15 protein-coding genes are annotated in these 23,845 nt (G+C 57.9%); 8 read left to right on the top strand and 7 right to left on the bottom strand.

Annotated features, from left to right (window positions below; translation table 11 throughout):
- Positions 1 to 50: 50 nt before the first annotated feature.
- Entirely contained in the window at positions 51 to 1,271 is a 1,221-nt protein-coding gene (locus HDF15_RS10745; protein ID WP_184255395.1) for a glycine C-acetyltransferase, read from the bottom strand.
- A gap of 151 nt (positions 1,272 to 1,422) precedes the next feature.
- Here HDF15_RS10745 and HDF15_RS10740 point away from each other — a divergent pair, with 151 nt between their 5' ends.
- Positions 1,423 to 2,415 carry a hypothetical protein gene (locus HDF15_RS10740; RefSeq protein ID WP_184255393.1) on the top strand — a complete coding sequence of 331 codons (993 nt, stop codon included), beginning with the start codon at positions 1,423 to 1,425 and terminating at the stop codon, positions 2,413 to 2,415.
- A 64-nt stretch (positions 2,416 to 2,479) separates the two neighbouring features.
- Here the strand turns inward: HDF15_RS10740 and HDF15_RS10735 are convergent, their stop codons facing one another.
- From HDF15_RS10735 to HDF15_RS10725, 3 genes are all read right to left on the bottom strand, one after another.
- Positions 2,480 to 3,685, bottom strand: a complete 1,206-nt coding sequence (locus tag HDF15_RS10735) for an alginate lyase family protein (RefSeq protein ID WP_184255391.1) — start codon at positions 3,683 to 3,685, stop codon at positions 2,480 to 2,482.
- A gap of 170 nt (positions 3,686 to 3,855) precedes the next feature.
- On the bottom strand, positions 3,856 to 4,905 hold the full coding sequence (gene tdh / locus HDF15_RS10730) for an L-threonine 3-dehydrogenase (RefSeq protein ID WP_184255389.1): 1,050 nt from the start codon (positions 4,903 to 4,905) through the stop codon (positions 3,856 to 3,858).
- Between the two features lie 108 nt (positions 4,906 to 5,013).
- On the bottom strand, positions 5,014 to 5,628 hold the full coding sequence (locus tag HDF15_RS10725) for a GNAT family N-acetyltransferase (RefSeq protein ID WP_184255387.1): 615 nt from the start codon (positions 5,626 to 5,628) through the stop codon (positions 5,014 to 5,016).
- Between the two features lie 140 nt (positions 5,629 to 5,768).
- On the opposite strand from HDF15_RS10725, the gene HDF15_RS10720 reads away from it, so the two are divergent.
- Positions 5,769 to 6,908 (top strand): VWA domain-containing protein, encoded by a 1,140-nt coding sequence (locus HDF15_RS10720; protein ID WP_184255385.1) that lies wholly within the window; start codon positions 5,769 to 5,771, stop codon positions 6,906 to 6,908.
- Positions 6,909 to 7,245: 337 nt separating this feature from the next.
- Here the strand turns inward: HDF15_RS10720 and HDF15_RS10715 are convergent, their stop codons facing one another.
- Together HDF15_RS10715 and HDF15_RS10710 are read right to left on the bottom strand one after the other, a co-directional pair.
- Entirely contained in the window at positions 7,246 to 9,777 is a 2,532-nt protein-coding gene (locus HDF15_RS10715) for a TIM-barrel domain-containing protein (RefSeq protein ID WP_184255644.1), read from the bottom strand.
- A gap of 407 nt (positions 9,778 to 10,184) precedes the next feature.
- Positions 10,185 to 12,407, bottom strand: a complete 2,223-nt coding sequence (locus HDF15_RS10710) for a winged helix-turn-helix domain-containing protein (protein ID WP_260331001.1) — start codon at positions 12,405 to 12,407, stop codon at positions 10,185 to 10,187.
- A gap of 230 nt (positions 12,408 to 12,637) precedes the next feature.
- Between HDF15_RS10710 and HDF15_RS10705 the strand changes: the two genes are divergently transcribed.
- Both HDF15_RS10705 and HDF15_RS10700 read left to right on the top strand, forming a co-directional pair.
- Entirely contained in the window at positions 12,638 to 16,171 is a 3,534-nt protein-coding gene (locus HDF15_RS10705) for a TonB-dependent receptor (protein WP_184255381.1), read from the top strand.
- Positions 16,172 to 16,266: 95 nt separating this feature from the next.
- Positions 16,267 to 18,198 carry an alpha-amylase family glycosyl hydrolase gene (locus HDF15_RS10700; RefSeq protein ID WP_184255379.1) on the top strand — a complete coding sequence of 644 codons (1,932 nt, stop codon included), beginning with the start codon at positions 16,267 to 16,269 and terminating at the stop codon, positions 18,196 to 18,198.
- A 281-nt stretch (positions 18,199 to 18,479) separates the two neighbouring features.
- Here HDF15_RS10700 and HDF15_RS10695 read toward each other — a convergent pair whose 3' ends face one another.
- On the bottom strand, positions 18,480 to 18,926 hold the full coding sequence (locus HDF15_RS10695) for a hypothetical protein (protein WP_184255377.1): 447 nt from the start codon (positions 18,924 to 18,926) through the stop codon (positions 18,480 to 18,482).
- 184 nt (positions 18,927 to 19,110) lie between these two features.
- On the opposite strand from HDF15_RS10695, the gene HDF15_RS10690 reads away from it, so the two are divergent.
- The 4 genes from HDF15_RS10690 (at position 19,111) to HDF15_RS10675 (ending at position 23,816) form a co-directional block, all read left to right on the top strand.
- On the top strand, positions 19,111 to 19,707 hold the full coding sequence (locus HDF15_RS10690) for an RNA polymerase sigma factor (protein ID WP_184255375.1): 597 nt from the start codon (positions 19,111 to 19,113) through the stop codon (positions 19,705 to 19,707).
- Positions 19,708 to 19,744: 37 nt separating this feature from the next.
- A complete protein-coding gene (locus tag HDF15_RS10685; protein ID WP_184255373.1) occupies positions 19,745 to 20,455 on the top strand; it encodes a zf-HC2 domain-containing protein in 711 nt (236 codons plus the stop codon).
- A gap of 29 nt (positions 20,456 to 20,484) precedes the next feature.
- The gene (locus HDF15_RS10680; RefSeq protein WP_184255371.1) at positions 20,485 to 21,357 is read left to right on the top strand and encodes a hypothetical protein; all 873 of its coding nucleotides are present in this window, start codon (positions 20,485 to 20,487) and stop codon (positions 21,355 to 21,357) included.
- Between the two features lie 539 nt (positions 21,358 to 21,896).
- Positions 21,897 to 23,816, top strand: coding sequence for a CHAT domain-containing tetratricopeptide repeat protein (locus HDF15_RS10675; protein WP_184255369.1), 1,920 nt, complete (start codon positions 21,897 to 21,899; stop codon positions 23,814 to 23,816).
- The last annotated feature ends 29 nt before the right edge of the window (positions 23,817 to 23,845 follow it).

Here is a 23,845-nt window from a genome sequence, read left to right as displayed (position 1 = left end):
TTTCTACCAGACTGAGATGCAGTCGCGCTCCCCTGGAAGATGAAAATTCACTACAAAATCTCCAGCCGTTTTGCCGTGGCCGTCAGGATCTCCAGAGCCTGATCGATCTGCTGGCGGGTATGCTCGCTGGTCATGATGCAGCGGATGCGTGCCTTGCCCTCCGGAACCGTAGGGAAGGCGATGCCGGTTGCCATCAGACCCTGCTCGAAGAGCGCACGGCTGAAGTCCATCGTCTTGCGTCCATCGCCGATGAGGATGGGCGTGATCGGAGTCTCGCTGGCAGGCGTGCTCCTGCCGCCGATGTCGAACCCGGCTGTCTTCAACTGCTCCTGGAAGTAGCGCGTGTTCGACCACAGCCGCTCAATGCGCTCTGGCTCACTTTCCAGCAGGTCGAATGCGGCGATGCAGGTTGCAGCTACGGAGGGCGGATGCGACGTTGAAAACAGAAAGGGCCGTGCGCGGTGATAGAGATAGTCGATCAGGTCCCTGGAGCCGCAGACATAGCCGCCCAGTGCGCCAATGGCCTTCGACAGAGTGCCTACCTGGACGTCGACGCGCTGTGTGCAGCCGAAGTGGTCGACACTGCCGCGGCCATTGCGGCCCAGCACGCCCGAGGCATGCGCGTCGTCGACCATCATGATCGCGCCGTACTTGTCGCAGAGGTCGCAAAGCTGCGCGACCGGGCCGATGTCACCGTCCATCGAAAATACGCCGTCGGTGATGACGAGCTTGCGGCCGGGTTCGTTCTGAATCTCCTTCAACAACTCCTCGGCGTGCGCGACGTCCTTGTGGCGGAAGACCTTGATCTTCGCGCGTGAGAGCCGGGCTCCATCGATGATGCTCGCGTGATTCAGCTCGTCGGAGAGGATGAAGTCTTCTTTGCCGAGGATGCTCGACACCGTGCCGGCATTGGCTGCGAAACCGGACTGGAAGACCACGCAGGCCTCCACGCCCTTGAACGCCGCGATCTTCTCTTCGAGTTCCATGTGAATGCGCATGGTTCCGGCGATGGTGCGCACCGCGCCTGAGCCTACGCCGTATTTTTCGGTAGCGGCAATCGCTGCCTCGCGCAGCTTCGGGTGATTGCACAACCCGAGGTAATTGTTCGAGGCAAGATTGATGACCTCTCGACCGTCATAGTGGCATACGGGAGCCTGCTCGTCCTCCAGAACACGCAGACGAAAGTAGGTGCCGCGGGCTCGCAGATCGTCGAGTTGTGCGGAGAGGTGGGCGAGTTGCGGACGCGTGCTGGGTGTCGATGTCGGGCTCATGGCTGTTCACGATCTTAACTCTTTCTCTCCATCTTTCGCTTCGGACTAGGCGACAGTGACCGGAAATAGGGCATCTCACTCAAAGGAAAGCTACTCGAGCCAGCAACTCCCCGAAAGGCCGCACGGGCTCAATGCGGCGAGGAGAAGATCAATGGCGTTCACCAGACAGATTCGTTTTATGGCAGGCGCAGGGCTTATTACCCTGGCCCTGCTTGCAGGGTGCAAGAACAAAGAGCAGCAGGCACTGGACCAGGCGAAAGCCCAGGCCACCTCTACCAATACTCCTCAGCAGATTAACTACGTCGATGCAAACGGCAACTCTGTCACCACTACGGTACAGGCTCCGGTAGCAGGGCAGGGGCCAGTCGTCCAGACCTCTACGACACCGCCTCCGGCCGGAACCAAGCCGCATCAAACGGATCCGGTAATCACCGTCGTTGGGGCTCCTCCCGCAGGAGGGCAGATGGTAGGGAATGCACCGGTTCCCAACGATGGCAGCAACGGTGCCATGTCTCCCCAGGGCACGATGTCTCCGCAGGGTAATACGTCTCAGCAGAATGAATCGGTGCAATCGGCAGCGGCGGCCAGTCAGCCTGCTCAGCCCTCGTCGGCTTCCCCGGCGGCTCCTCTGCAACTCACTGTCCCTGCGGGTACGGATCTGTCCATTCGGGTCAATCAGCGCATCAGTGTCAAGACAAGCCGCACTGGCGATCGCTTCTCCGGCGAGGTCGTCGAACCCGTGGTGCAGGGCGGTACAGTCGTGATCCCGCGCGGCACGCCGGTCTCCGGCCGGGTGGATGCTTCGCACCGTCGCGGTCACTTCAAAGGCAGCTCGATCCTTGAACTGCGCCTGACCTCGATGACGCTGAATGGCAATCAATATGGAATCGATACGCATGACAACGTGCGTACGAAGCGCGGGAAGGGCCGGCGTTCTTCAGGCTTCATCGGTGGCATGACCGGTGCGGGCATGTTGATCGGCGGCATTGCTACCGGCGGCGTAGGACTGGCGATCGGTGGCGCCGCGGGCGCCGGTGCAGGTACGTTGATCGCCGGTACGACAGGCAATCGCGACATCGTAATTCCCGCCGAGTCCATCGTGCGCTTCCGGCTTGCAGACCAACTTGTTGTACAGAATCCATAGCGAAGACTGAAGATGCAAACGCAACGAGGCCGCCTATGCAGGCGGCCTCGTTGCGTTTGCATCTTCAGTTAGTTGGAGCGTTGGGTGATTCAAGCAGTGTCACTGCTGTTTGCTTGCAATCGAACCGTCTCTCGGCTTCGGTGTACTTTGCATCCTGTGTATGTGCGGCGGTACGAATCAGAGCGGGGCAGAGAGAATCTTCCTTACCCTTGCTGATTTGGTCGTGAGGCCACGGATGCTGTGCGTCGTAGGGCAGCAGGGCATCGACTCCTGTCAGAATGCCCGGAGTGCCCGGTTTCACCGGCTTATAGAGGTCGATGCCGGTAGGCGCAACGATTGCAGCGAGGTTCGTCAAGGCGTCGAGATTGAAGGCGCTGTAAGAGAACGAGTTGGTTCGCACGAGCTCATACTTCTGCATCCCCTGCGCATCGAACTGCGAGGGAATCCGCTGATCGCGCAACCGCTCCGCAATCTTCTGCGCGTCATCGGTCTTGCCCAGGAACATGGCAATCGATGCGGCTTGTACCGCATACCAGGAGCCATGATTATTCGCGGCAGCAGCTTCTTCTTTGCCGTTCGTCGAGGTCGTGAGCCACGTGTAGTACTCACCGAACCAGTGCTGTAGCGCGGCCTGATCTTCGGGCGTCCAGCTCTTCGATCCAGCGAGCATGCCTACTGCATCGACTGCGATCGAGAGGCCTCGTGCATCGAGGACGCCAGTGCCTCGGCCCGTGTTCACGCCAGCGACGTACTGTGCAAACTCCAGATTCGGATTCATCGCTGTCGCCTTGTCGAGAAAGAACGTGCGCAGCAGCAGGGTCGCGTGGGCGGCATAACGCTCATCGCCGGTCAGGTACCAGCCCAGAGCCAGTGCTCGCGAGCTTCCGGCGACACGATCCAGAAGTTCGTGGTCGGTGATGCCTTTGATCTCGGGGTTCGATAGGCCATCGTGCCGTACGTACGGCAGGTGGTCCTTGGTGTCCGGATTAGGCCACCAGTAGCGCGCCATGCTCATGTAGTCGTGCTTGTCGCCGCTGGGCGGGGTCTTTGTCTTGACCGTGATGGTCAAGGGCGGAGTCTGCAGAGCCGCGTCTGCGTCTTTCCGCACCAGCTTCAGGAGGTCTGCGTTGGGATGCTGCTTTTCATGGGCCAGGGCAGAGGCATCGATAAGAAAGACGCGCGGTTTGGGTGCCTGGGCAACAAGAGCCGGCACACCCAGGACGAAGAGAACGACGCAAGCAGTGAATCTCATGCAGAGCAGCTTATTCATTTTCTTGTGCTCTTGTCACGCGCTTGAATGCGATAGGTTGCTTTGTTCGGTGATGTAAAGCTGATTGATCTGTCGTTACCGTTTGAACACGAAGATGGCGCGAAGCGCGTTCCTGACGCTAAAGCGTCACGGTTTGCGCTTCGCGCCATTGCATTCACGGTGGAATTGTTCTACCGCTTTACCGTCAACAAAATCTTGCTTGCCTCACCCGACTCAAGCAGATGCATGGCCTCGTCGAACTGTCCCAATGGAAGCCGATGTGTAATGACCGGAGCGAGGTCGATGCCGCTCTCGCGCAGCAGCGCCTCGGCCTGGAACCAGGTCTCATACATCTTGCGTCCGTTGATGCCGTGCACCGTCGCTCCCTTGAAGATGACGGCGTTTGCAAGGTCCATCTCCACGGGACGCGACGGAATGCCCAGCAGCGACGCGCGTCCGCCCATACGCAGCAGACGGAAGCCTTGTGCGATCGCAGAGGGATGGCCTGACATCTCCAGCAGTACATCGACACCGTTGCCGCCGGTCGCGGTCTTCACCTGCTGCTCGATATCTCCGCTTGCGGGATCCAGCAGGGTGCGGGCTCCCATGCGTCGAGCGAGTTCCCGGCGTTGCGCATTCGGCTCGATGGCGAAGATATGTGCGGCGCCGCAGGCCTTGGCCACGGCGATCGAGAACAGCCCAATGGGGCCGCATCCGGTCACCGCAACCGTCTGTCCGGCGATGGGCCCTGACAGGACCGTATGCACTGCGTTCCCGAACGGATCGAAGAGCGAGCCGAAGTCGCGCGGGATCGCCGGGCTGAGCTTCCAGATGTTTGTTGCCGGAATGCGGACGTAATCGGCGAAGGCTCCATCGGCATCGACGCCGAGGATCTTCACGAACTGGCAGACATGCGCCTGTCCGCTGCGGCATTGCAGGCAGTGGCCGCAGGCAACGTGCATCTCGGCGGAGACGAAGTCGCCCACCTGCACATCCTGTACCAGTTCGCCGATAGCCGCTACGGTGCCGCAGAACTCATGTCCCGGGATGTAGGGAGGCTTGATGCGGGCCTGGGCCCACTCGTCCCAGTGATAGATGTGCAGGTCGGTGCCACAGACGGAGGCTGTCTCTACTGCAACGAGTACATCGCTGGCTCCAAGGGTCGGAACCGGCATCTCGCGCATCTCCATTCCTGGTGCGGCGGTTGCTTTTACAAGGGCCTGCATGGTCTTCGGAATCATCTTGGTCTTGGTGCTCCATCTGTTGTGCGCCTGATTTGAGAAAGCGAGCGGCAAACATTCCATGGTATCGCGCTTTCAGTTGTCCCGAAGTACATTCTCAGTGATTCATCACGTGTCCCATTGCACATCTAAAGGCGGTAATCCGGCCGTATCGAAACGCGCATAGAGGTGTCTGTCCGCAATGCGTCCTCCGGGTAACAGATTGGCTGCCCGCTGAATGCCTTCTGGCGCAAAACCCAGTTTTTCAACGACGCGGCGACTAGCCTCATTGCCACTTGAATGAGTGATGCCTACACGGCGCATACCGAGGGCACCAAAGGCATAGCGCAATAGGGCATTGGTCGATTCCGTTGCAAAGCCACATCCTTGCGCGCTCTTGCGCACCCAAAAACCTGTTTCACACTGGCGAGCCTTCCAATCCACACCATGAAAGCCGCACCGGATGACAGGCTGGCCGCTCGCGATCTCGACGCCGAGCAAATTGAACTCTTCACGCAAAACGAACTTCGCCATGATCTGGCGGGTGCGAATCTCCATTTGCTCGGCACTGTGATTGTCCAGGCTCTCTGCCCAGGCCATCCATCGATGCAAATCTTCCCATGTTTCACTCACCGCAGAGGCAGTGGCGACTCCGTCGCCGGGCTGTGGCGGCCGGATCAGCAAGCGAGGCGTGCGAATTGGCATCGGAACATCGATCAGGACTGGATTGTCTTCAGCCTTCATATCGACTAATGTTACGCAGTCTTCTGTCTGTAGAGGGATTAGTCATCATCCCCGGATTAAGAATCGCACCACACATTTATTTAAGCGTTCTGCTTTCGGGGTGGTTCTGTCACTCCGTTTACACTGATCCCAGCGTGTTCATGAAGCTCCTTGCCGCCGTCGCGCTTCTGGGAATGCCAGCCCTGCTGGCACAGACCCCTGCGCCCCCCTCTCCCCAACCCGAGCAACAGCCGGACTCGCAGACCGCGACCCTTACCGTGCACTCGACGCTGGTGCTTGTCCCGGCGCTCGTCAGAACGAAATCGGGGCAGCTCGTCTACACGCTTAAAGCCGACGACTTTGTGCTTACGGACGATGGGGTCGAGCAGAAGCTTTCGCTGGAGGAAGATTCCGGCAGTCAACCCCTGGCTCTGGTCGTCCTCGTCGAGACGGGCAGCGATGGCGCCCAGCACCTCAACGATTATCGCGACCTCGCACCGATGCTCGACAACGTGCTGGGGGGCATCGAGCATCGAGTAGCTGTTGTCGGTTTCGATAGCGAACCGCAGCTGCTTCAGAACTTCACCCGCAATATCGATGGAGCGGCCGGCGTTCTCGCCGACCTCGATCCGGGCGACCAGAAGGGGGCTATCTTCGACGCGCTCTCTTACGCCGTCGACATGTTGCGCAAGCAGCCGACGACCTACCGGCGCGCCATTCTCCTATTGAGCGAGACGATCGATCACGGCAGCCACACGAAGCTCGAAGACGCGCTGAAGGCGATCAGCGATACCAACACCGCCATCTACAGCGTGGGCTTTGCGAGCACCAAGGCTGAGATCAAGCACGAGGCCTCTAAATTCAGCTCCAACGAGCCTGGACCTCCTCATGGGTGCTTCAGCAAAGACCCCAATGCAGACCCCGCTACCTACGAAGGTCGCGCGACGCAGAACTTCGATTGCTTCGCCGAACTGGCTCCTCCTTTGCGGCTGATTAAGATGGCCGTGATTGCCGCGACCAATGCGATGCGCTCGAATGCGTCCGAGAACGTCGCTAAATTTACAGGCGGCGAGCACTTCAAGTACAAGGACGCCAAGACTCTGCAGCGCGACCTCTTCACGATCTCCAACCACATCCCGAATCGCTACGTTCTGAGCTTCCATCCGCAGTCGCCGCATCCGGGGCTGCATTCCGTCACGTTGCAGCTCAGGAACTATTCCGATCTTGTCGTGCAGGCCAGAAGCAGTTATTGGGTGGATGGCGATACGACGGTTACAACGCCGCCCGCGGACAAGCCTTAGGGCGTGTTGTCGCTGGCTAAGAGGTGTCACCCTGTCCGGATATTGAGTTCGATACAGCGCGAAGCGCGTTCCCTAACGCTTTAGCGTCAGGGAGACGGAGGGAGCCGTAGCCTTTAGGCTACGGAATCAAGGGCAGGCAAAAATCGGGCTTTAGCCCCGGGCCTCTTGTTCGTAGCTGAAAGAAGGCCCGGGCCTAAAGGCCAATTCTCGCTAGGCCCCTATTTCCGTAGCCTAAAGGCTACGGCTCCCTCCGACCCGCGACGCTAAAGCGTCACGGTTTGCGCTTCGCGCTATAGATGGCCGCACGGATTACTCAACGAACTAACGACTCAGGACACTACCGCAGCACGACCGTCTGCGGCTTGCCGGTATCGCCAATCGTCACAGCCCATCCCAACGGCGTGTGCTCGAGCGCGGAACGATGCCCGCCAACAACGGCTTGTGTCGCCGAAGGTGTCCAGCCCACAGCCTCGATGCGAAACGCTGTCCACCAGGGCGTGAAGCTGCCTTCGCGTTTGGGAATATTGACGGTCAACGAACCATCTGCCTCGACATTGCAAGTGAAGTGCAGTCGCAGGTACGCACCTTTGCGATAGTCAAAGCTCTTGCCGTCATCCTGGTAGAGATCGCCATGACAGTTGTCACCGGGAAAGACGCGCAGCGTGAGCGGCCCGCTGGGCTTTTCTTCGGTGGACTGCACCAGTGGCTGCATCGGAACGATCGAGCCTGCGCGAACGTAGAGGGGCAGTTCTCCCAGGCTGGGCTGCACCATGATGGGCTGCAATGCAGGAGTATCGGTCACGGTCGGGTCGCGGATTTCGAGATCGCGTGAGCCGAGCGGCGCACGACGATCGAGCTTCTCTCCGGTCCAGTAGTTGTACCAAAGCCCTGACGGCAGGATGACCGTGTAAGGTGCGACCTCTTCCGGCGAAGGCGAAGCCGCAACCAGAATGGACGGGCCGAAGAAGAACTCGCCCGGCGCGTCCTGATCGAGCGGATGGCTATCGCTTGTTGCGTGCGGGAACTCCAGGAAGAGTGGGCGGAGGATCGGAACACCGTCGTGCGAAGTCTCTTCAGCCGTGGTGTAGAGATAGGGCATCAGCCGGTAGCGCTCTTCGATGTAGCGGCGGCGAATGTTCTCCTGTTCCGGGCCGTCGACCCAGGGCTCGTGGTCGCGCGTGCCTTTCGCGGCGTGGCTGCGGTCGATGGGCTGAAACGCCGCCAGCACCAGCCAGTGCGTGAGCAGCTCGGGGGAAGGAGAACCCGCAAAGCCGCCAACGTCCGCACCGGACATCGAAAAACCGCTGAGGCCGAGATTGAGAAGCTGCGGCGTGGTCTGGCGAAGGTGGTTCCAGGTCGAGGAGTTATCGCCGGTCCACGTCGCGGCGTAGCGCTGGCCTCCGGCATAGCTGGCGCGGGTCAGCACAAAGGGACGCACGTTCGGCTGCAGTGCGAGCAGACCCTCCCGTGTGCCGCGTGAGTTCTCCAGTCCGTAGATGTTGTGGATTTCGAGATGAGTCGCCGTGCGCGGAGAGAAGCCAGGCTCGTCGATGCGGTACTGCACATCGTCAGGCATGGTCTTGGTGGGATAGGTGAAGACCGCGGGCTCGTTCATATCGTTCCAGAAGCCTGCGACGCCATCGGCGACGAAGTCCTTGTAGAGGGTGCCCCACCATGCGCGCGTCTGCTGACGAGTGAAGTCGGGAAAGACGGAGGGGCCGGGCCAGACGGGGCCGACATAGTTCTCTCCGTTGCGTTTCACGAAGTGGTCGCCCGCCTCGCCGGTGTCGTAGGCTTTATATCCCTGATGGGGCAGGTTGGCGATATGCGGATCGGTGATGAGTACCGTATGGAAGTGCTCTGCCGCAAGCTCATGGATGAGGCCGGGAAAGTCGGGGTAACTCGCTTGGTCGACGGTAAAGGGGCGGTTGTGGTCCTGATAGTCGATGTCGAGATAGATAGCGTCCGAAGGAATCTTGTCGGCGCGCAGGCGGGAGGCGATCTCTTCCACTTTGGCGCGTGGGATATAGGTATAGCGTGACTGCTGAAAGCCAAGCGCCCAGAGCGGCGGCAGCGGTGTCGGGCCGGTGAGCCAGGCATAAGTCTCGATGACGCGTTTCGGCTCAGGCCCGTAGAGCAGGTAGTAGTCGAGCGGGCCGTCCGGAGCGCTGAACGTATAGCGGTCGGCGCGTTCGTGGCCGAAGTCGAAGTAGGTGCGGAAGGTGTTGTCGAAGAGGACGCCGATGGTTCTGCCGCCGTGCATCTCCAGGAAGAAGGGGATTGACTTGTAGATAGGGTCGGTGGACTCCTGCCACCCGAAGGTGTCGGTGTTCCACATGACGAAGGACTCCCCGGCGCGGTCGAGCGGGCCGGGCTTATCGCCCAGGCCGAAGAAGTGGTCGTCGCCGGTCTTCTGCTTGCTGACTTTAAATCCCGTTCCATCCCACGAGGCCGGTGCAGCGTCCTTTTGCAGCACGTTGCCGGCAAGGTCGGACACGACGATGCGCAGCTCGGCGTCCACCGCTATCCGGAGTGCGGTGGTGCTGAAGCCTGTGTCCTCTGCTGCCACGGCGATCCGTGATGGGCGGGCCTCCGGCAGTACCGCCCAGGAGGCGTCTTCGGCGGGATGTCCGTTGGGATAGATCCGCACCCGCAGAACATCCGGGCGCATGGCGTCGATCTTCAGCGTCGAGACCGCATTCGATAGCTCGATGCCGCTGGCGGTATGGGTGAGGCCGGTAAGCGGTGCCGTGGCCTGGAATCCGCTAAGGGTAGCGGGAGCGGATTGCGCGGCGGCCCTTAAACTCGCCAGCGAAAGAACGGAGAGAGCGAAGCAGAGCGTGGTCTTCCTCGGTAGGAATGCAGACATGGGCAATAGAGTCGGCATTCGTCGTGGATCACTGCAATGCAAGGTTCTCCCTCAGTTACTCATTTTTGAGTCAACAGGTAAGCGTTTTAGGATCAGTGGGTTAGGGGGATAGATTAAGCCCTTCGAGGCCCTGACCTTTCAATGTGCTTGCCTACGGATGTCTACGGGACGGGTATTGCGTCCCCCATACCGTGTCATCTCGACCGGAGCATGATGGCTTTATCGTCATGCGGAGTGGAGAGACCTGCAGTTTGCCTATGCAGGCACTATCGCCAACCGGAACAAGCTGCATCTCTCTCCGCTGCGCCTCGCATAAAGCCGCGAGACTCCGGTCGAGATGACAATTCCTGGGTGATTTTGTCCTTTGCTCGGCTCTACTTCAAAGACAGTGAAAAGGGCTGGCAGGATTACTTCAGATCGAGCGAGTAGAAGTTTCCGGCAAAGATTCGAGCGCGGATCAGGGGGGTGTTGTCCTGAGTCAGGCCGCCGAAGACGTAATCAACCGCATCGTTTTCTCGCGAGTCGGCTAGGCGGACGATCTCCTGCACGTGGCCATCGGGGATGCTGACGCGGTAGATAGGCTGTGCCGGAACGAGCGAGCCATGCACGTAGAGCGAGCGGCTGTCGGATGCCCAGACCGGGTCGGCGCCGGAGGGAACGGAGAGCGCCTTCCATGTATGATCCGCAACGTCGTAAAGCTTGACCTGCCGCTGATCGAGCGTAAGCGCGGCAATGTAGTGACCGTCCGGGGACCAGCGCGGGCTGAAGAGCCCCTCCGAGGCAGGGACCTGCTCCATCTGGTTCGTCTTCAGGTGAAAGATATGCAGTGTGCGAGAGGCATTTTCCTTGCCCATCGCGTCGTTGATGCGGCCAAAGACAAGCGACTGCCCGTCGGGCGACCAGGAGGGGTCGGCGGCGTTGCGCGATTCCTGCAGGAGCGGCGCGAGATCGTTACCGTTTGCGCCGACCAGGTAGATCTGCCATGCCTTGCCGGGCTCGCGCGCCATCAGGGCGAGTCGTGAGCCATCCGGCGACCAGTGGGCCAGGAAGACATCGAAGGTGTCGGGGGTAAGCAACAGCTTCTCTTCACCGCTTGCGTTGGCTCTCCAGAGTTGACCGGCGCTGTCGGTCCAGGCGACCCATTTGCCGTCGCGGGTGTAGTCGACCCGAACCGCTGAGGAGAGGAAGCCTTTTTCGGGAACGAGCTCGCCACTGGGAGTCACACGTTCAAGCTCCGAGCGCGCATCGACTCCCAGGAAGAAGACGCGGCTGCCGTTGGGAGCGGCCACGGGAGACTGGAACTCGAGCGGCCCATCGGTCAGGCGCACTGGGTTCTTTGTCGATTCGCCCGAGAGCTTCCAGAGATCGGTATTTCCGCCGTGCGAGGACTGAAAGACGAAGGTGCGTCCCCCATTGGCCCAGACCCCGCAGCACTCGGACGAGGGGTTGCTGAATCCTGCGAGCACGGGCTCCGGCTTGCGATCGGACGCGGCCAGTTGCCAGAGCGAGAGCGTGTGCGAGATGGGGTCGATCATGCTGAACCGAAGCAGCTTGCCGTTCGGCTCCCAGCGCAGCCAAAAGGCGCGGCCTGGAAGCGAGGCATAGAGTTCAGGCTTGTTGCCGGTCAGGTGGGTCAGGTAAAGATCGTTGCCGATGGCGTAGAGAATCTCTTTGCCGTCGGGCATCCAGGTAGCGTCGTGGGCCAGGATATTCCCCACGCGCAGGGCCGAACCGCCGAGCGTGGGAACTATCCAGAGCGGTTGCTCGGACTCCGGCGAGAGATGGTCGCGCAGTAACAACTGAGAGCCATCGGGAGAGATGTTCCCCAGCGCTGGACTCGCTACCTCGGGCGGAATGCTCATGGGGGTGACCGAGCCTCCCGAGAGAGACACGGCAGCCAACCCTGCATGGCCGCTTTCTAATGTGGGAGCAAACAAACGAACGCCGTCTGTTGCGCTTGCCATGTGATTTTCTATGGTGTTGACGCTGGGAGCCAGGTGGCCGTCGTGGGTGATCTGCGTAATGTGGGGTGGGGCCGTCGTAGCTCGGGAGGTGCCTGCGAGGTATCCGGCTACTGCCACCGAAACGAGAGCCACAGCAGCGATCGCCCACCAGAGGGGCCGCGCGGTGGAGGTTTGAATCACCGGAACAACAACCGAAGCGCGGGAATCTGCCTGAACTCCGATGGCAGCTAAAGCCGGGGCCGCGCTTTCAGTAGCTGCAGCTTCTTTATCCGGTTCGGAGACAGGTGGGGGCGTCCCCTCTACTGGTACATAGCCGACAGGCGCGATGAATCGGTAACCCCGCCTCGCGAGCGTTTCAATGAAGCGGGGATTTTCGGCGGAGTCGCCCAGGGCTTCGCGGATCTTATTAATAGCTGTGCCCAGCGAGTGGTCGAAATCGACGACCGTATCTTTTCCCCAAAGCCGAAGCTGAAGTTCCTCACGGGTAATGACCTGGCCTGGCCGTTCAAGAAGTGCCGTCAGGACTTTAAAGGGCTGTCCCTGCAGCTTGATGCGAAAGCCTGCTTTCCAAAGTTCCCCCGCCTGAAGATCGACTTCATAGAGTCCGAAGGTAAGTCTCGAATTGGCAATCGGGGTTTGCATTGGGATATGAAACAGGTGCGTCATAGACTTTATCATCCCGGACCCACCCTTGTTACCGGATGATTAACCGGGTTCAAATAATTGATTGCAGATAGTTTAGTTGTGGATGAAAAATTGAAAGACAAAGGGACGCGAAAGGATTGCGCTGATGGGAAGGAATCTTCCAAGGTGTGCGACGTAGCTTGACAGTCCATAGCGTCGCGCCAGAGATGGTGCAAGACATGCAGGATTTAGAGCGTTTTGGAGGCATTACTATGCAAGGAAACTTTGGATCGAGTTCGACGGGGAAAATCATATTCCGCGCACTCCTCGTAATATGTCTATTGGCGGGCTGGTCCGGCCTGCAGGCACAGACCGATACCGGACGTATCACTGGTTCCGCGACTGACCCAAGCGGCGCAGCAATCCCCGGAGCAGCCATCACCGTTACCAACCTGCAGAACAACGCTGTCCGGGTGGTTACTTCAGGGGGTGACGGCAACTTTACCGTGAATGCGCTGCTCCCGGGTAAGTATCGCGTGGAGGTCAAGGCCAATGGATTCTCATCCGTTGTGCAGTCCTTCTCCCTGGATGTCTCTCAGGTTCAGGAACTCGACTTCAAGCTCACGGTGGGTGCTACCTCGACGACCGTTGAAGTAACGGACGCAGCTCCCATCGTCCAGACCCAGAGTTCAGAGACCGGAACGGTAATCAATGACCGGCAGTTGACCGATCTGCCGCTCAATGGCCGCAACTTTACCCAGCTCGCGCTGCTGGTTCCCGGTGTAACCCGTGGTGCTTATGGCAACCAGGCCTCGGGTACCGCCAGCAATACGGAGACGCTACGCTACAACGATACCGGCGGCGCTTCGCTGTCGGCCAACGGTCTTCGTCCGCAGGCCAACAACTTCATCCTGGATGGCCTGGATAACAACGAAGCCCTGGTCAATACCATCAACTTCTTTCCGCCGGTAGAAGCCATGAGCGAGTTTCGTGTGACGAACTCCCTGGCTCCGGCAGAGTTCGGCCGTGCAGGCGGCGTCATTATTCAGGCTGCTATCAAGAGCGGAACGAATCAGTTCCATGGTTCGGCGTTTGCCTTCTATCGCGACATCGCCTTGGGCGGAGCCAGCGAAAACTACTTCAGCCCCGACATTCCCGAGGCCCACTTTCATCGCAATCAGTTTGGTGCTTCGATCGGTGGGCCGATCCTGAAGAACAACCTCTTCCTCTTTTTTGACTACCAGGGTCTTCGGGAAGCCATTCCCAATGGCGGTGCGACGATCAACACCGTTCCCACGGCCAAGATGGAGTCAGGCGACTTCTCCGAACTGCTCGGCAGTGGGCTGACCAGCGTTCCCTATAACGGCCTCGGTAGCTTCGATCCGACAGGCTGCACCAACTTCACTACCGTGCATGGCGTCAAGGTCAACAGCACATCGGCGCTGAATGCCTCTGTAGACAATGGAGCTATCTTCGATCCACTGACATGCGCGCAGTTCGGTACTCTGGCTGCTCCTAACGTCATTCCCACGAACCGTCTCAACAGCGTAGGTCTCGCGTATCTGAAGGCGTTTCCGGCGCCCAATCGCGCGCCGACGAGCAATGTGCTGGATAACTACGCGCATCAGTCGCAGATCGTAAATCAATACAACGACTTCGATGCTCGTCTTGACTATCATCTGAAATCCCGCGATGTCATGTTCGTGCGCTATAGCTATGGGCAGGACAACGACAACAAGACAATCACCGTGGTTGGTGTGCCGTCGGGCTTTGGAGCAGGCGAAAACAACACGCATCCTCGCGGTATCGCAACGGGCGAAACGCACATCTTCACGCCCAACCTGGTCAACGAATTCCGCTTTGGATATAGCCGCCCCTTCTATGGCTATATTCCTCCCTTTGAGGGCGAGCCCTTCTCGCAAAACCTCGGCATCGTGAATGCCAATCGGAACTCCCTTCTTGGTGGCGGCGCGCTCATCGGAGGAAATAATACAAACCTCTCCTACACTGGCGACGGCGGAGCGTACGAAGTACCGCAGCACTCGTACCAGTACCTCGACACAGTCAGCCTGAATCTCGGCAAGCATGCCTTGAAGTTCGGAGGAAATGTTCTCTTCCGGCACGTTGACTTTACCCAGGGAAACAATGCTAAGGGCTTCTTCAACTACCAGGGCACCGGTAGCGACTATACCGGTTTTGATACCGCGGAGGTGCTGGCAGGTTTCGTCAATACCTACACTCTGGGTAACTCCAGTGGGTTCTTCGACACACGCACCTATGAGATGGGTTATTTTGTCCAGGACGACTGGAAGGTGATTCCTCGTCTTACCTTGAACATAGGTTTGAGGTATGACTTGTACAACTTCCCGTACGAGGTCAATAACCAGCAGTCCAACTTTAATATCGCAACAGGAGAACTCGATGTTGCCGGCAAGAATGGTAACTCCCGCTCGCTGATCAACACACCCAAGACAAACTTTGCTCCACGCCTCGGCTTTGCCTGGGATGCGTACGGCAATGGAAAGACCGCACTGCGCGGCGGCTTTGGCATCTACTACTTTCTTGACCGTGGCGGCGTCAGCAACGAGTTGAACAACAACCCGGACTTCAACGGCTCTTCGGCCTATAGCGACTATGCGGGGTATCGCATTACGCTCTCCGGCCAGACAAGCACGATGATGCCGAATACTTCCACTCCTGGACCCTATGCGGTCAACAACAGCACCTTGGCCACGACTCCGCTTCCGGCTCCTGGAAACGTGATCAACGAGGCGGCACCTACAAATGCCAATGTTATCTCTTACCCCGTAAACAGCCACATCCCAGCTATCCAGCAATACAACTTGTCGTTGCAGCAGCAGATAGCCAATAACACTACGGTCACGATCTCGTATGTCGGCACAAAATCGGATCACCTGCTTGCATCGTTGAACTACAGCGGTCCGCAACTCGGAACCGGTACTCAGTTCTTCCATGCCCAGGGCCTCAATGTGACAGAGAATCTGTTTGAAGGGGCGTCGCACTATAACGGCCTGCAGACCAGTCTTAATCGCAGGCTTTCGAATGGGCTTCAGGTAACGGCTGCCTATACCTGGTCGCACAATACCGATAATGTTCCCGACGCCTATGCGGGGGGAAATCAGTCGCCTGTTCCTATTACCGCTGCGGGGCCACAGCTCCGTATGAACCATGGAAATGCTGATGACGACCAACGCCACGCGGCGACCTTCTCAGCGCTGATTGAAGTTCCTTATGGTCGCGGACGGCGTTACGGCGCCAGCATCAACAAAGGCTTGAACTATCTGGTTGGAGGCTGGCAGTTCAGCCCGTTTGTCAGCATCGGTTCAGGCACACCCTTTGATATCGTCGCTCCGGGCAGTCCGACGGATAGCGTGATCGTCCGGCCGGACTTAGTCGGTATTCCCCATACCGGTCTGATCAAGAACTTTTCCAATGTTACGGGTTCAGGCTTTACCTATCTCAATAAATCTGCCTTTGCGGCACCGCCTTTGAATACTGCAGGTGTCTACTCTCGTGTTGGAACCGTCGGGCGTAATCAGTTCTACGGTCCTGGCTACAACACAACAGGTCTTTCCGTCTTCAAGGACATTCCTATTGCCGGGCGTGTGACATCGCAGCTTCGCGGGCAGGCCTATAACCTCTTCAACCATCCGCAATTCGGCAATCCCGTTGCCGATTACTCCAACAGCAATCTAATCGACGCTGTCGATAGCAATGTCACGATCAACACCGTCCGATTCCGCAGTGCTCGTGAGGTAGAACTGGCTTACCGGGTCACGTTCTAACGTTCGTTGCAACCCTGCCGCCGTATGGCTTACCTCAGTCATGCGGCGGCTTTCTTTCTGACAACTGATCTGAATCTCAAGAAGGGTTGAAGTCTATGTACCGTCACGAGCACAAAACGAACCTGCAAATATTTATTCGTACTCTGTATGTCGTGACGCTGTTTCTGGCTTGTTGTTCTTCTGTCAGCTTTGCGCAAAGTGCAAAGCCAGTCATTACAAAAATAGATCCGCCGAACTGGTTTACACGAGTTCCCGACTCGCTCTTGTTAGTTCACGGGGAGCACCTGGAGAACACGACCTTTACTTTGCACAATACTTCTGCCCGGCTCACGGAACAGACGATCTCTCCGAATGGGCATTGGGCGTTTCTCACCTTTGTAACCGCGACCGCACAGCCGGGTACGCTCGAAGTCGTGGCAACGAACACGCATGGCAGCACGTCTGTGCCGTATGCGCTTTCGGCACGGCGAAGTGCGGCGGATCAACCCAAGGGGTTCAACTCTTCGGATGTGATGTACCTCATCATGCCCGACCGATTTGCAGATGGAGACAAGGCGAACGATAAGCTTTCCAACTTCCGCGATCCGGACGACCGCAGCCTTAGCCGTTCGTATCATGGTGGCGACCTACGCGGTATCCAGGAACACCTTGATTATTTACAGCAGCTAGGCGTTACAACGTTGTGGACGACGCCGCTTTACGATAACAGCGCTGCGCAGTCCGGACAGAGTTATCACGGTTATAGCGCGACCGACATGTATGCTGTCGACCCGCATTTCGGCAGCATGGAGGACTACAGAGCGCTCGTAGCTGCAGCCCATGCGCGCGGGATGAAAGTCGTGCTGGACACCGTGCCGAATCATGTGGGACCCGCTCATCCCTGGGTGAAAGATTCTCCAACCCCAGACTGGTTTCACGGAACGGCTGCCTCCCACATCAAAGTAGACGATGACTTCGCGAGCGTTACCGATCCGGCCGCCAGTGCTGCACGGCGCAACGTGCTGCTCAATGGTTGGTTCGCCGATATTCTGCCTGACCTGAATCAGGACAACCCGCTCGTCGCGCAGTACCTGACGCAAAATGCTGTCTGGTGGATCGAATCGGCAGGGTTGGACGGTCTGCGCATTGATACCTTCCCCTATGTTCCGCGCAGCTTCTGGCATAACTACAACGAGCAGTTACAGGCGTTTTATCCTCACCTGACGGAAGTCGGAGAGGTCTTCAACAAGGACCCACACCTTACCAGCTTCTTTGCAGGCGGAAGAGCTCATGCGGGTAGCGATGGGACCTATGACACGCTGCTCTATACTCCCTTCGACTATCCGATGTACTTCGCCTTGCGTGCGGCGCTCACGCACCATGAACCGATGACCGCCATTGCCGATGTACTTCAGTCGGATGGGCTGTACGCCCACCCGGAGCGCCTGGTGACGTTTATCGGGAATCATGACACGAAGCGGTTTCTATCTGAGCCAGGAGCAAGTCCCGGTGGGCTCCATCTTGCCTTTGGCCTGCTGGCTACCTTACGCGGCATGCCTCAGCTCTACTATGGCGACGAGATCGAGATGAAAGGCGGCGACGATCCGGATAATCGCAAGGATTTTCCCGGAGGCTTCCCCGGGGCCAACGCGAGTGCTTTTGTTGCGGAGGTACGCTCTCCCGAACAAGCGGCGATGTTCGACTGGGTCTCGCGGCTTATGGCTCTTCGGCACGACCACGCAGCGCTGACTTGTGGGGGACTGCAGGTATTGAGCAGCAAAGAGGACTGGCTGGTCTTTTTGCGCGATAGCTCCCACGCAGCTACCCCAGGTTGCAGCGCTGCAGCGGACGAGCGGCGGATGTTAGTCGCCGTGCATCGCGGTTCCAAAACGGATACGCTGGCAATCGATCTGACTCAGACCTGGGCTTCGGGATGCCGGGTTGGAAAAACAGAGCTTGGCGAGGGAACATCGACGGTCGAGGTCGACGGGCAGCAGTTGAAGCTGCAGATGGGCAGCGACGATGTTCTAATTGCGGCGTGCCATTAGTGTGCTGAGTGTTTAGTTCGTTGAAGAACCAGGGTTACCTTATAGCTAGCGCGAAGCGCAAACCATGACGCTGAAGCATCAGGAAACGCGCTTCGCGCTGTGCTGAACAGATCATCATCCTTACATCACACTAGGGCTGAAAATGTTCCATACAGGCTGCCTCAAGAGAAACATCCTCCAAAGAAGAAAGGCAGAGCTATCGATCAGCCCTGCCTTTCCTCATATTTAAACGATGTGGCTTGGTCCTGTACGTTTGCTGTCACGACAGCGTTGAATACGATCTAGCGGTGACCGCCGCCACCATGGCCACCACCGCCACGCTGGAATCCGCCAGCGTGTTCGCCGCCTGCATCATGACCGGCATTGCCGATGTGGCCTTGTCCGTCCCGTGCCTCGTTCGCGTGGAAGTGGTTGAACGCCGACTCGCCGCGGCCTGGCAGCGGGCCATGATAGCCATTCCGAGGATCGAAGCGGTTATCGACGTGGCCGTAGAAACCACGATGACCGTGGAACCACGGGCCGGCTCCTATGAAGATGCCGCCGGTGAACCAATCCGGGCCGTAGTAACCGTAGGGAGCACAGTCATACGGAGCGTAGTCGAAGTATCCGTAGGGGCAAACCGGGGCTACACCGATATCCACTGAAACCTGAGCCGGTGTTTTAGCGCTGCTGACGAACAAAAATCCAGCAGCAAGAATGAGCAAACTGAGAAATTTGGAAATGCGCATGTTTCACCTCAGGTAGAGGCTACTCCAGAGTTGGCCCAGTGTGGAAGATCTCGTTCGACGTGCTGCGGAAGATAATCGTCGTTTGTGAATAGGTTGCTTTGGTTTTTATGCTCCGGAGTATCGTCAGCAATTGTCCTGAATCAAGTAGACTTCCCAGAGCAACCCATAACAGAGGAGCAGGCGAGTGGAATTCTTCACGTTCGATGCCGAGTATCTGGAAAAGCTCCAGCTAGGGGACCCGTTTGCCGAAAAGCATTTCGTTGCTTACTTTAGTGAGTTGATCCACCTGAAATTGCGCTCGCGCCTGGCCTCCCGCGAGGCTGTCGAAGATGTGAGGCAGGAGACCTTTACGCGCGTCTTCCTGATGTTGCGGAAGAGCGATGGGTTGCGCGATGCGGATCGGCTGGGATCGTTCGTAAACTCCGTTTGCAATCATGTACTGCAGGAGCACTATCGGGCACAGAAGAAGGTTGGATCTTCGCTGGAGGAAGAGCCCGAGACGGTCTATGTGGACCGTAACCCCAGCCCGCTCAATCTGTTAGAGGCCAAGGACAGGGCGCGTCTTGTGCAGCAGGCCTTGGAGGAGTTGCCCCGCCGCGACCGGGACCTGCTGCGAGCCATCCTGATGGAAGACCGCGACAAGGATGCTGTCTGTGCAGAGATGGGTGTGAGCCGCGAGTACCTGCGAGTTCTGCTTCACCGGGCCAAGCAGTCCTTCAGGTCGACCTATGACCGGCCGCCCGTTCCAGAAGAACCTATCCCCAGGCGTGAAACGTTTTAGTCCCCCAACGCACTATTAACTCGAGGAATGAATTCGGATGGATCATCACCGCATCGTCGATCAACATCTGGTTGAACAGTATCTGCTGAATGAGATGTCGCCAGAGTTGCGCGAGGAGTTTGAGGACCACTACTTCGGATGCCCGGAGTGTGCGGCCGAAGTTCGCGCAACCTCCGCATTCATGGACGCGGCACGCAGCGAGTTCAAGAAGCCGGCGCCGACAAGCAGCCCAAGTCTGAGTGATGCCAGGCCGCCAAAGATTAAGCAGAACTGGCTGTTCCTGTGGAGGGAGTGGTTCGCAGTCGCAGCGTTCGCGACATGCCTGTTGGTCGTTGTGTATCAAAACACGGTTATCTATCCTCGGCTGCGAAATGAAGTCGCAGGCCTGGAGAAGCCCGAGGTCTTAGCTACAGTCTCCCTGGTCAACGGGAACAGCCGCGGAGGAAACATTGTGTCCGCGAAGGCCGGCGATGCGCAGGCTCTCCTGCTGCTGGTAGATATTCCAACGCAGGACCGCTTTTCCGATTACACCTGTCTGCTGTATTCACCAGATCATCAACTGCTTTGGACGGTTAAGGTGTCGGCCCAGGAGGCGAAGGACACGGTCTCGATCCGCGTTCCTTTCGCGAACAGGAGGGAGGGTATCTACTCCCTGGCTGTCAAAGGAAATCAGGAAGGAACCGCATCCAGCAGCGGCGCCGATCTTGCGACATACAGCTTTTCGTTGAGCACCGGGTCGGGCCAGTAACCAATGCCATCTCACCAGGAGTCAATGCCATGCAAACGGACGTAAAACAGGTTTTCTACTTTCATGCAGACGCCAACTCGTTGGGCGGGTTCCTTGAGGAGCCGTTCCGCTATATACCGACACCCTGTTCGGTTGCTCTGTCCTCTACCGGAGGCAGCGTCACGCAAAAGGCGGAGCCCTTCCACTTCGAAGATCGTATCCACGCAAAAGCCTCTTACACGCATGTCTCAGGAAGGCCTGCGAAGAGAAATGGGCCGTGGACGCAGCGCGTCTCCAGCGTGGTGGAAGGCTTCAATTTGCTGGGAAGGGTTACTGCGGACAGCCTCGCAGCGCAGGTATTTATTGAGCATCCTGAGGCCGGCGGCGGTCCACGGAAGATCTCATTTGCCGGTTCGCATATCCGCAATCTTCGCGTCGACGGCAGGCCGGTAACCCCCGTCTTGAACGCCACGCTGCTGCCGGAACAGCATCGTTCTGAGGACGTTTATAATCGTGACGCATCCGTCAATCCTGAACTGGCCTGGCCCACGCTTTGGCAGGCAGCGCACCGTCAGGGCGTCGATCTGTTGGAGAACAGGTCCATTCCCGAGTGGGTTCGCGCTCGCTACGGTTGGATTGCGGCGAAGGAAAATTCTGGTGAAGGTAGCCTCGAGGGATACACACTGTGCTCTCTGGTGGACAAGCTCGATGGCCTCACTGCAGACCGGAGTTCTGGCCATTCTATCGACGTGCCCGACCTCGGAAGGATCTTTCTGGGAGAGGTGACGATCTTTCCCCAGGCTGTAACGCTCACGATGCTTCGTGCCGAGTTGGGTTGCGCTCTTACGGGACAGGCCAGTGCGGCATCGGTAGCAAGCAATGGCACAATGCAACCTCCAAATATCTTATTGCCGGGCTCTTAGGGCTTTGCTTTAGCATTGGGTGTCGTGCACCTCATCCTACCGATTTAGCCACTAGGTTCGAACAGATTCATGCAGATTTTCTTGGGGGGCATCTCGATCTCGCGCAGCGGGAAGCAACTGCTGCGCGTCGAGATCTTTTGAATAGAGACCCAGAGTGGAACTTCAAATTCTGTCTTCTCGACGCTGAGATTCTTTCTTCTCAAGGCCGCAGTCAGGATGTCGTGGACGTACTAGGGGATGGGGCTCGATTGTTCTCTCCTCGCGGAGATCTTCTCATCAAACAGGAGATGCTGCTTAGTCTTGCACATGCCCGTCTTGGACAATCGGAACGATCAAGCGAGGAACTTCAGAGCGCGCTATACCTTGCTTCTACAACGCACTCTCCTTTGGAGAGCGAGGTAGTTTGTATGGAGGGTTTGCTCGCAGACCATTACGGGCAAGAATTAAATGCGGAAAAGTCATTCCGCAAGAGCTTGGACCTAGCCCGAAGACAGAAAAACTTCTTCATAGAGTCGACCGACTTATTGGATTTAGGAACGTTGGCCTTACACGGGGAGCGTTTTGACGAAGCTCTGGATAGGTTCCGTGCATCGTCGGACATTGCGAGCGCCATTCATGCCAATCTGTTTTTGGAAGAAGCCCTCGGGAACGCGGGCTGGGCCTACTTCAGCCTTGGAGACTACGAGAAGGCTCTAATCAGTTTTCAACAAGCCGAGATACAGGCCAAGAATTTGGGCGCTACAGACAATGAAATTCTCTGGCTGCAGAGTGCTGGCCTGTCACTGTATCGCCTTGGAGATCTGAAGCAAGCGCAGTCTTACTACGAAGAGGCGCTACGGTCTGCCGATGCAAGCCACGACGCAGCCAGAAAAGCAGTAACCGACACATCGCTTGCGCAGCTCTTGTTGCAGCTTGGTCAACTGGATGCCGCAAAGGCTCGTGTTGATGAGGCGTTGAAGACAGCCCAACAGATAGGGGACAAAGCCAGCGAGCTGGATGCTTTGTTCTTGCAGGGTCAGATCGCCGCGCGTGCATCGAGTGGGGCTGATACGGAGCGGATCTTTTCGCAGGTCTATCGCGATGCTGCCGGGACGCCTTCTCTCAAGTGGGAGACCGAGAATGCCTTTGCCGATTTCTATGCGAGCAGGCACGAGGTGCGACAGGCAGGCTTGTGGTATCGCAGGGCTATCCAGACCTTTGAGACGCAGCGGTCTTCCGTGCAGGATGAAGAACTCAGGCTTCCGTTCTTTGCCAATGGCGATGAACTGTATCGCGACTATGCCGACTTTCTGATCGCGTCCCACCGCTCCGACGAGGCACTACAGTTCCTCGATGGAGCCCGTGCGCGAACGTTGAAGGAAGGTCTGGGTGAGTCCGTACAAGCCACGCAGGTGCAGCCCGAGACGCCATCCCATACCGCTCACCGTTTGGACGCTGTCATCCTGTTCTATTCGTTGGGGCCGCAGAGATCCTATCTCTGGGCTATCGATCGGAACGGCACGCATCTGTTTGTGCTGCCGCCCGAAGCAGAGATCACCGCGCGGGTGAAGAGTTATCAAGCCGATGTTCTGAAGTCGCATGATCCATTGCGTGAGGGTAATTCGGAGGCCCAGTGGCTTTACGCAACACTGGTCGCACCTGCCCAGGCTCTCATCCCGAAGGAGTCTCGTGTCTTCATCGTTCCGAGCGGCAGTCTCAATGATTTCAACATGGAGATGCTCCTCAAGCCTGGGCAGTCTGGATCTCAAGAGAGAGCACACTACTGGATTGAAGATGTCAGCCTGAGTATGGCAAGCTCCATTCAACTGCTCTCTAGGCTTGCACCAGGTAAAGAGAGAGCTGCTAATAAGTTGCTACTCATCGGAGATCCTGTGGCTACAGGGGAAGGCTATCCTCCGCTTTCGAATGCGGCCTCTGAGGTGGAGAGTGTCGAGCGATATTTCCCGCCTGGGGATCGAACCGTGCTGACCCAGTCGGCTGCAGTGCCGGTGGCATATGCGGACTCTCATCCAGAGCAATACTCTTACATACACTTTGTCGCGCATGGAATAGCCAGCAGCCTGCGTCCTTTGGACTCCGCCATCGTGCTTTCTCCTCCGCATACCGATCCGGACAACTTCAAGCTGTATGCCCGGGACGTTATCCATCGGCCGCTCCACGCTCGTCTGGTAACCATCTCGGCCTGCTATGGCTCGGGGCTGCGTAACTATGATGGCGAAGGTCTGGTGGGCCTCTCCTGGGCATTTCTGCGCGCAGGCGCGCATCAGGTGATCGGAGCGGTGTGGGAGGTGAATGACAGTTCTACTCCCCAACTGATGGAGCAGATGTATCACGGTCTCGCAGAAGGCGAGCAGCCGGATCAAGCGCTGCGCGCCGCTAAATTGTCGATGCTGCATTCGCAGGGAGTGTTTCGGAAACCGCTGTATTGGGCGGCCTTCCAGCTCTATACGGGTTCTTAGAACGAACCCCGCTCCTGCATCACTGCAGG

It is taken from the genome of Granulicella mallensis (genome assembly GCF_014203225.1).
Taxonomy (GTDB): Bacteria; Acidobacteriota; Terriglobia; order Terriglobales; family Acidobacteriaceae; genus Granulicella; species Granulicella mallensis_A.
Note: the sequence above shows the minus strand (reverse complement) of the source record. Positions and strands in the feature narration are given on the sequence as shown.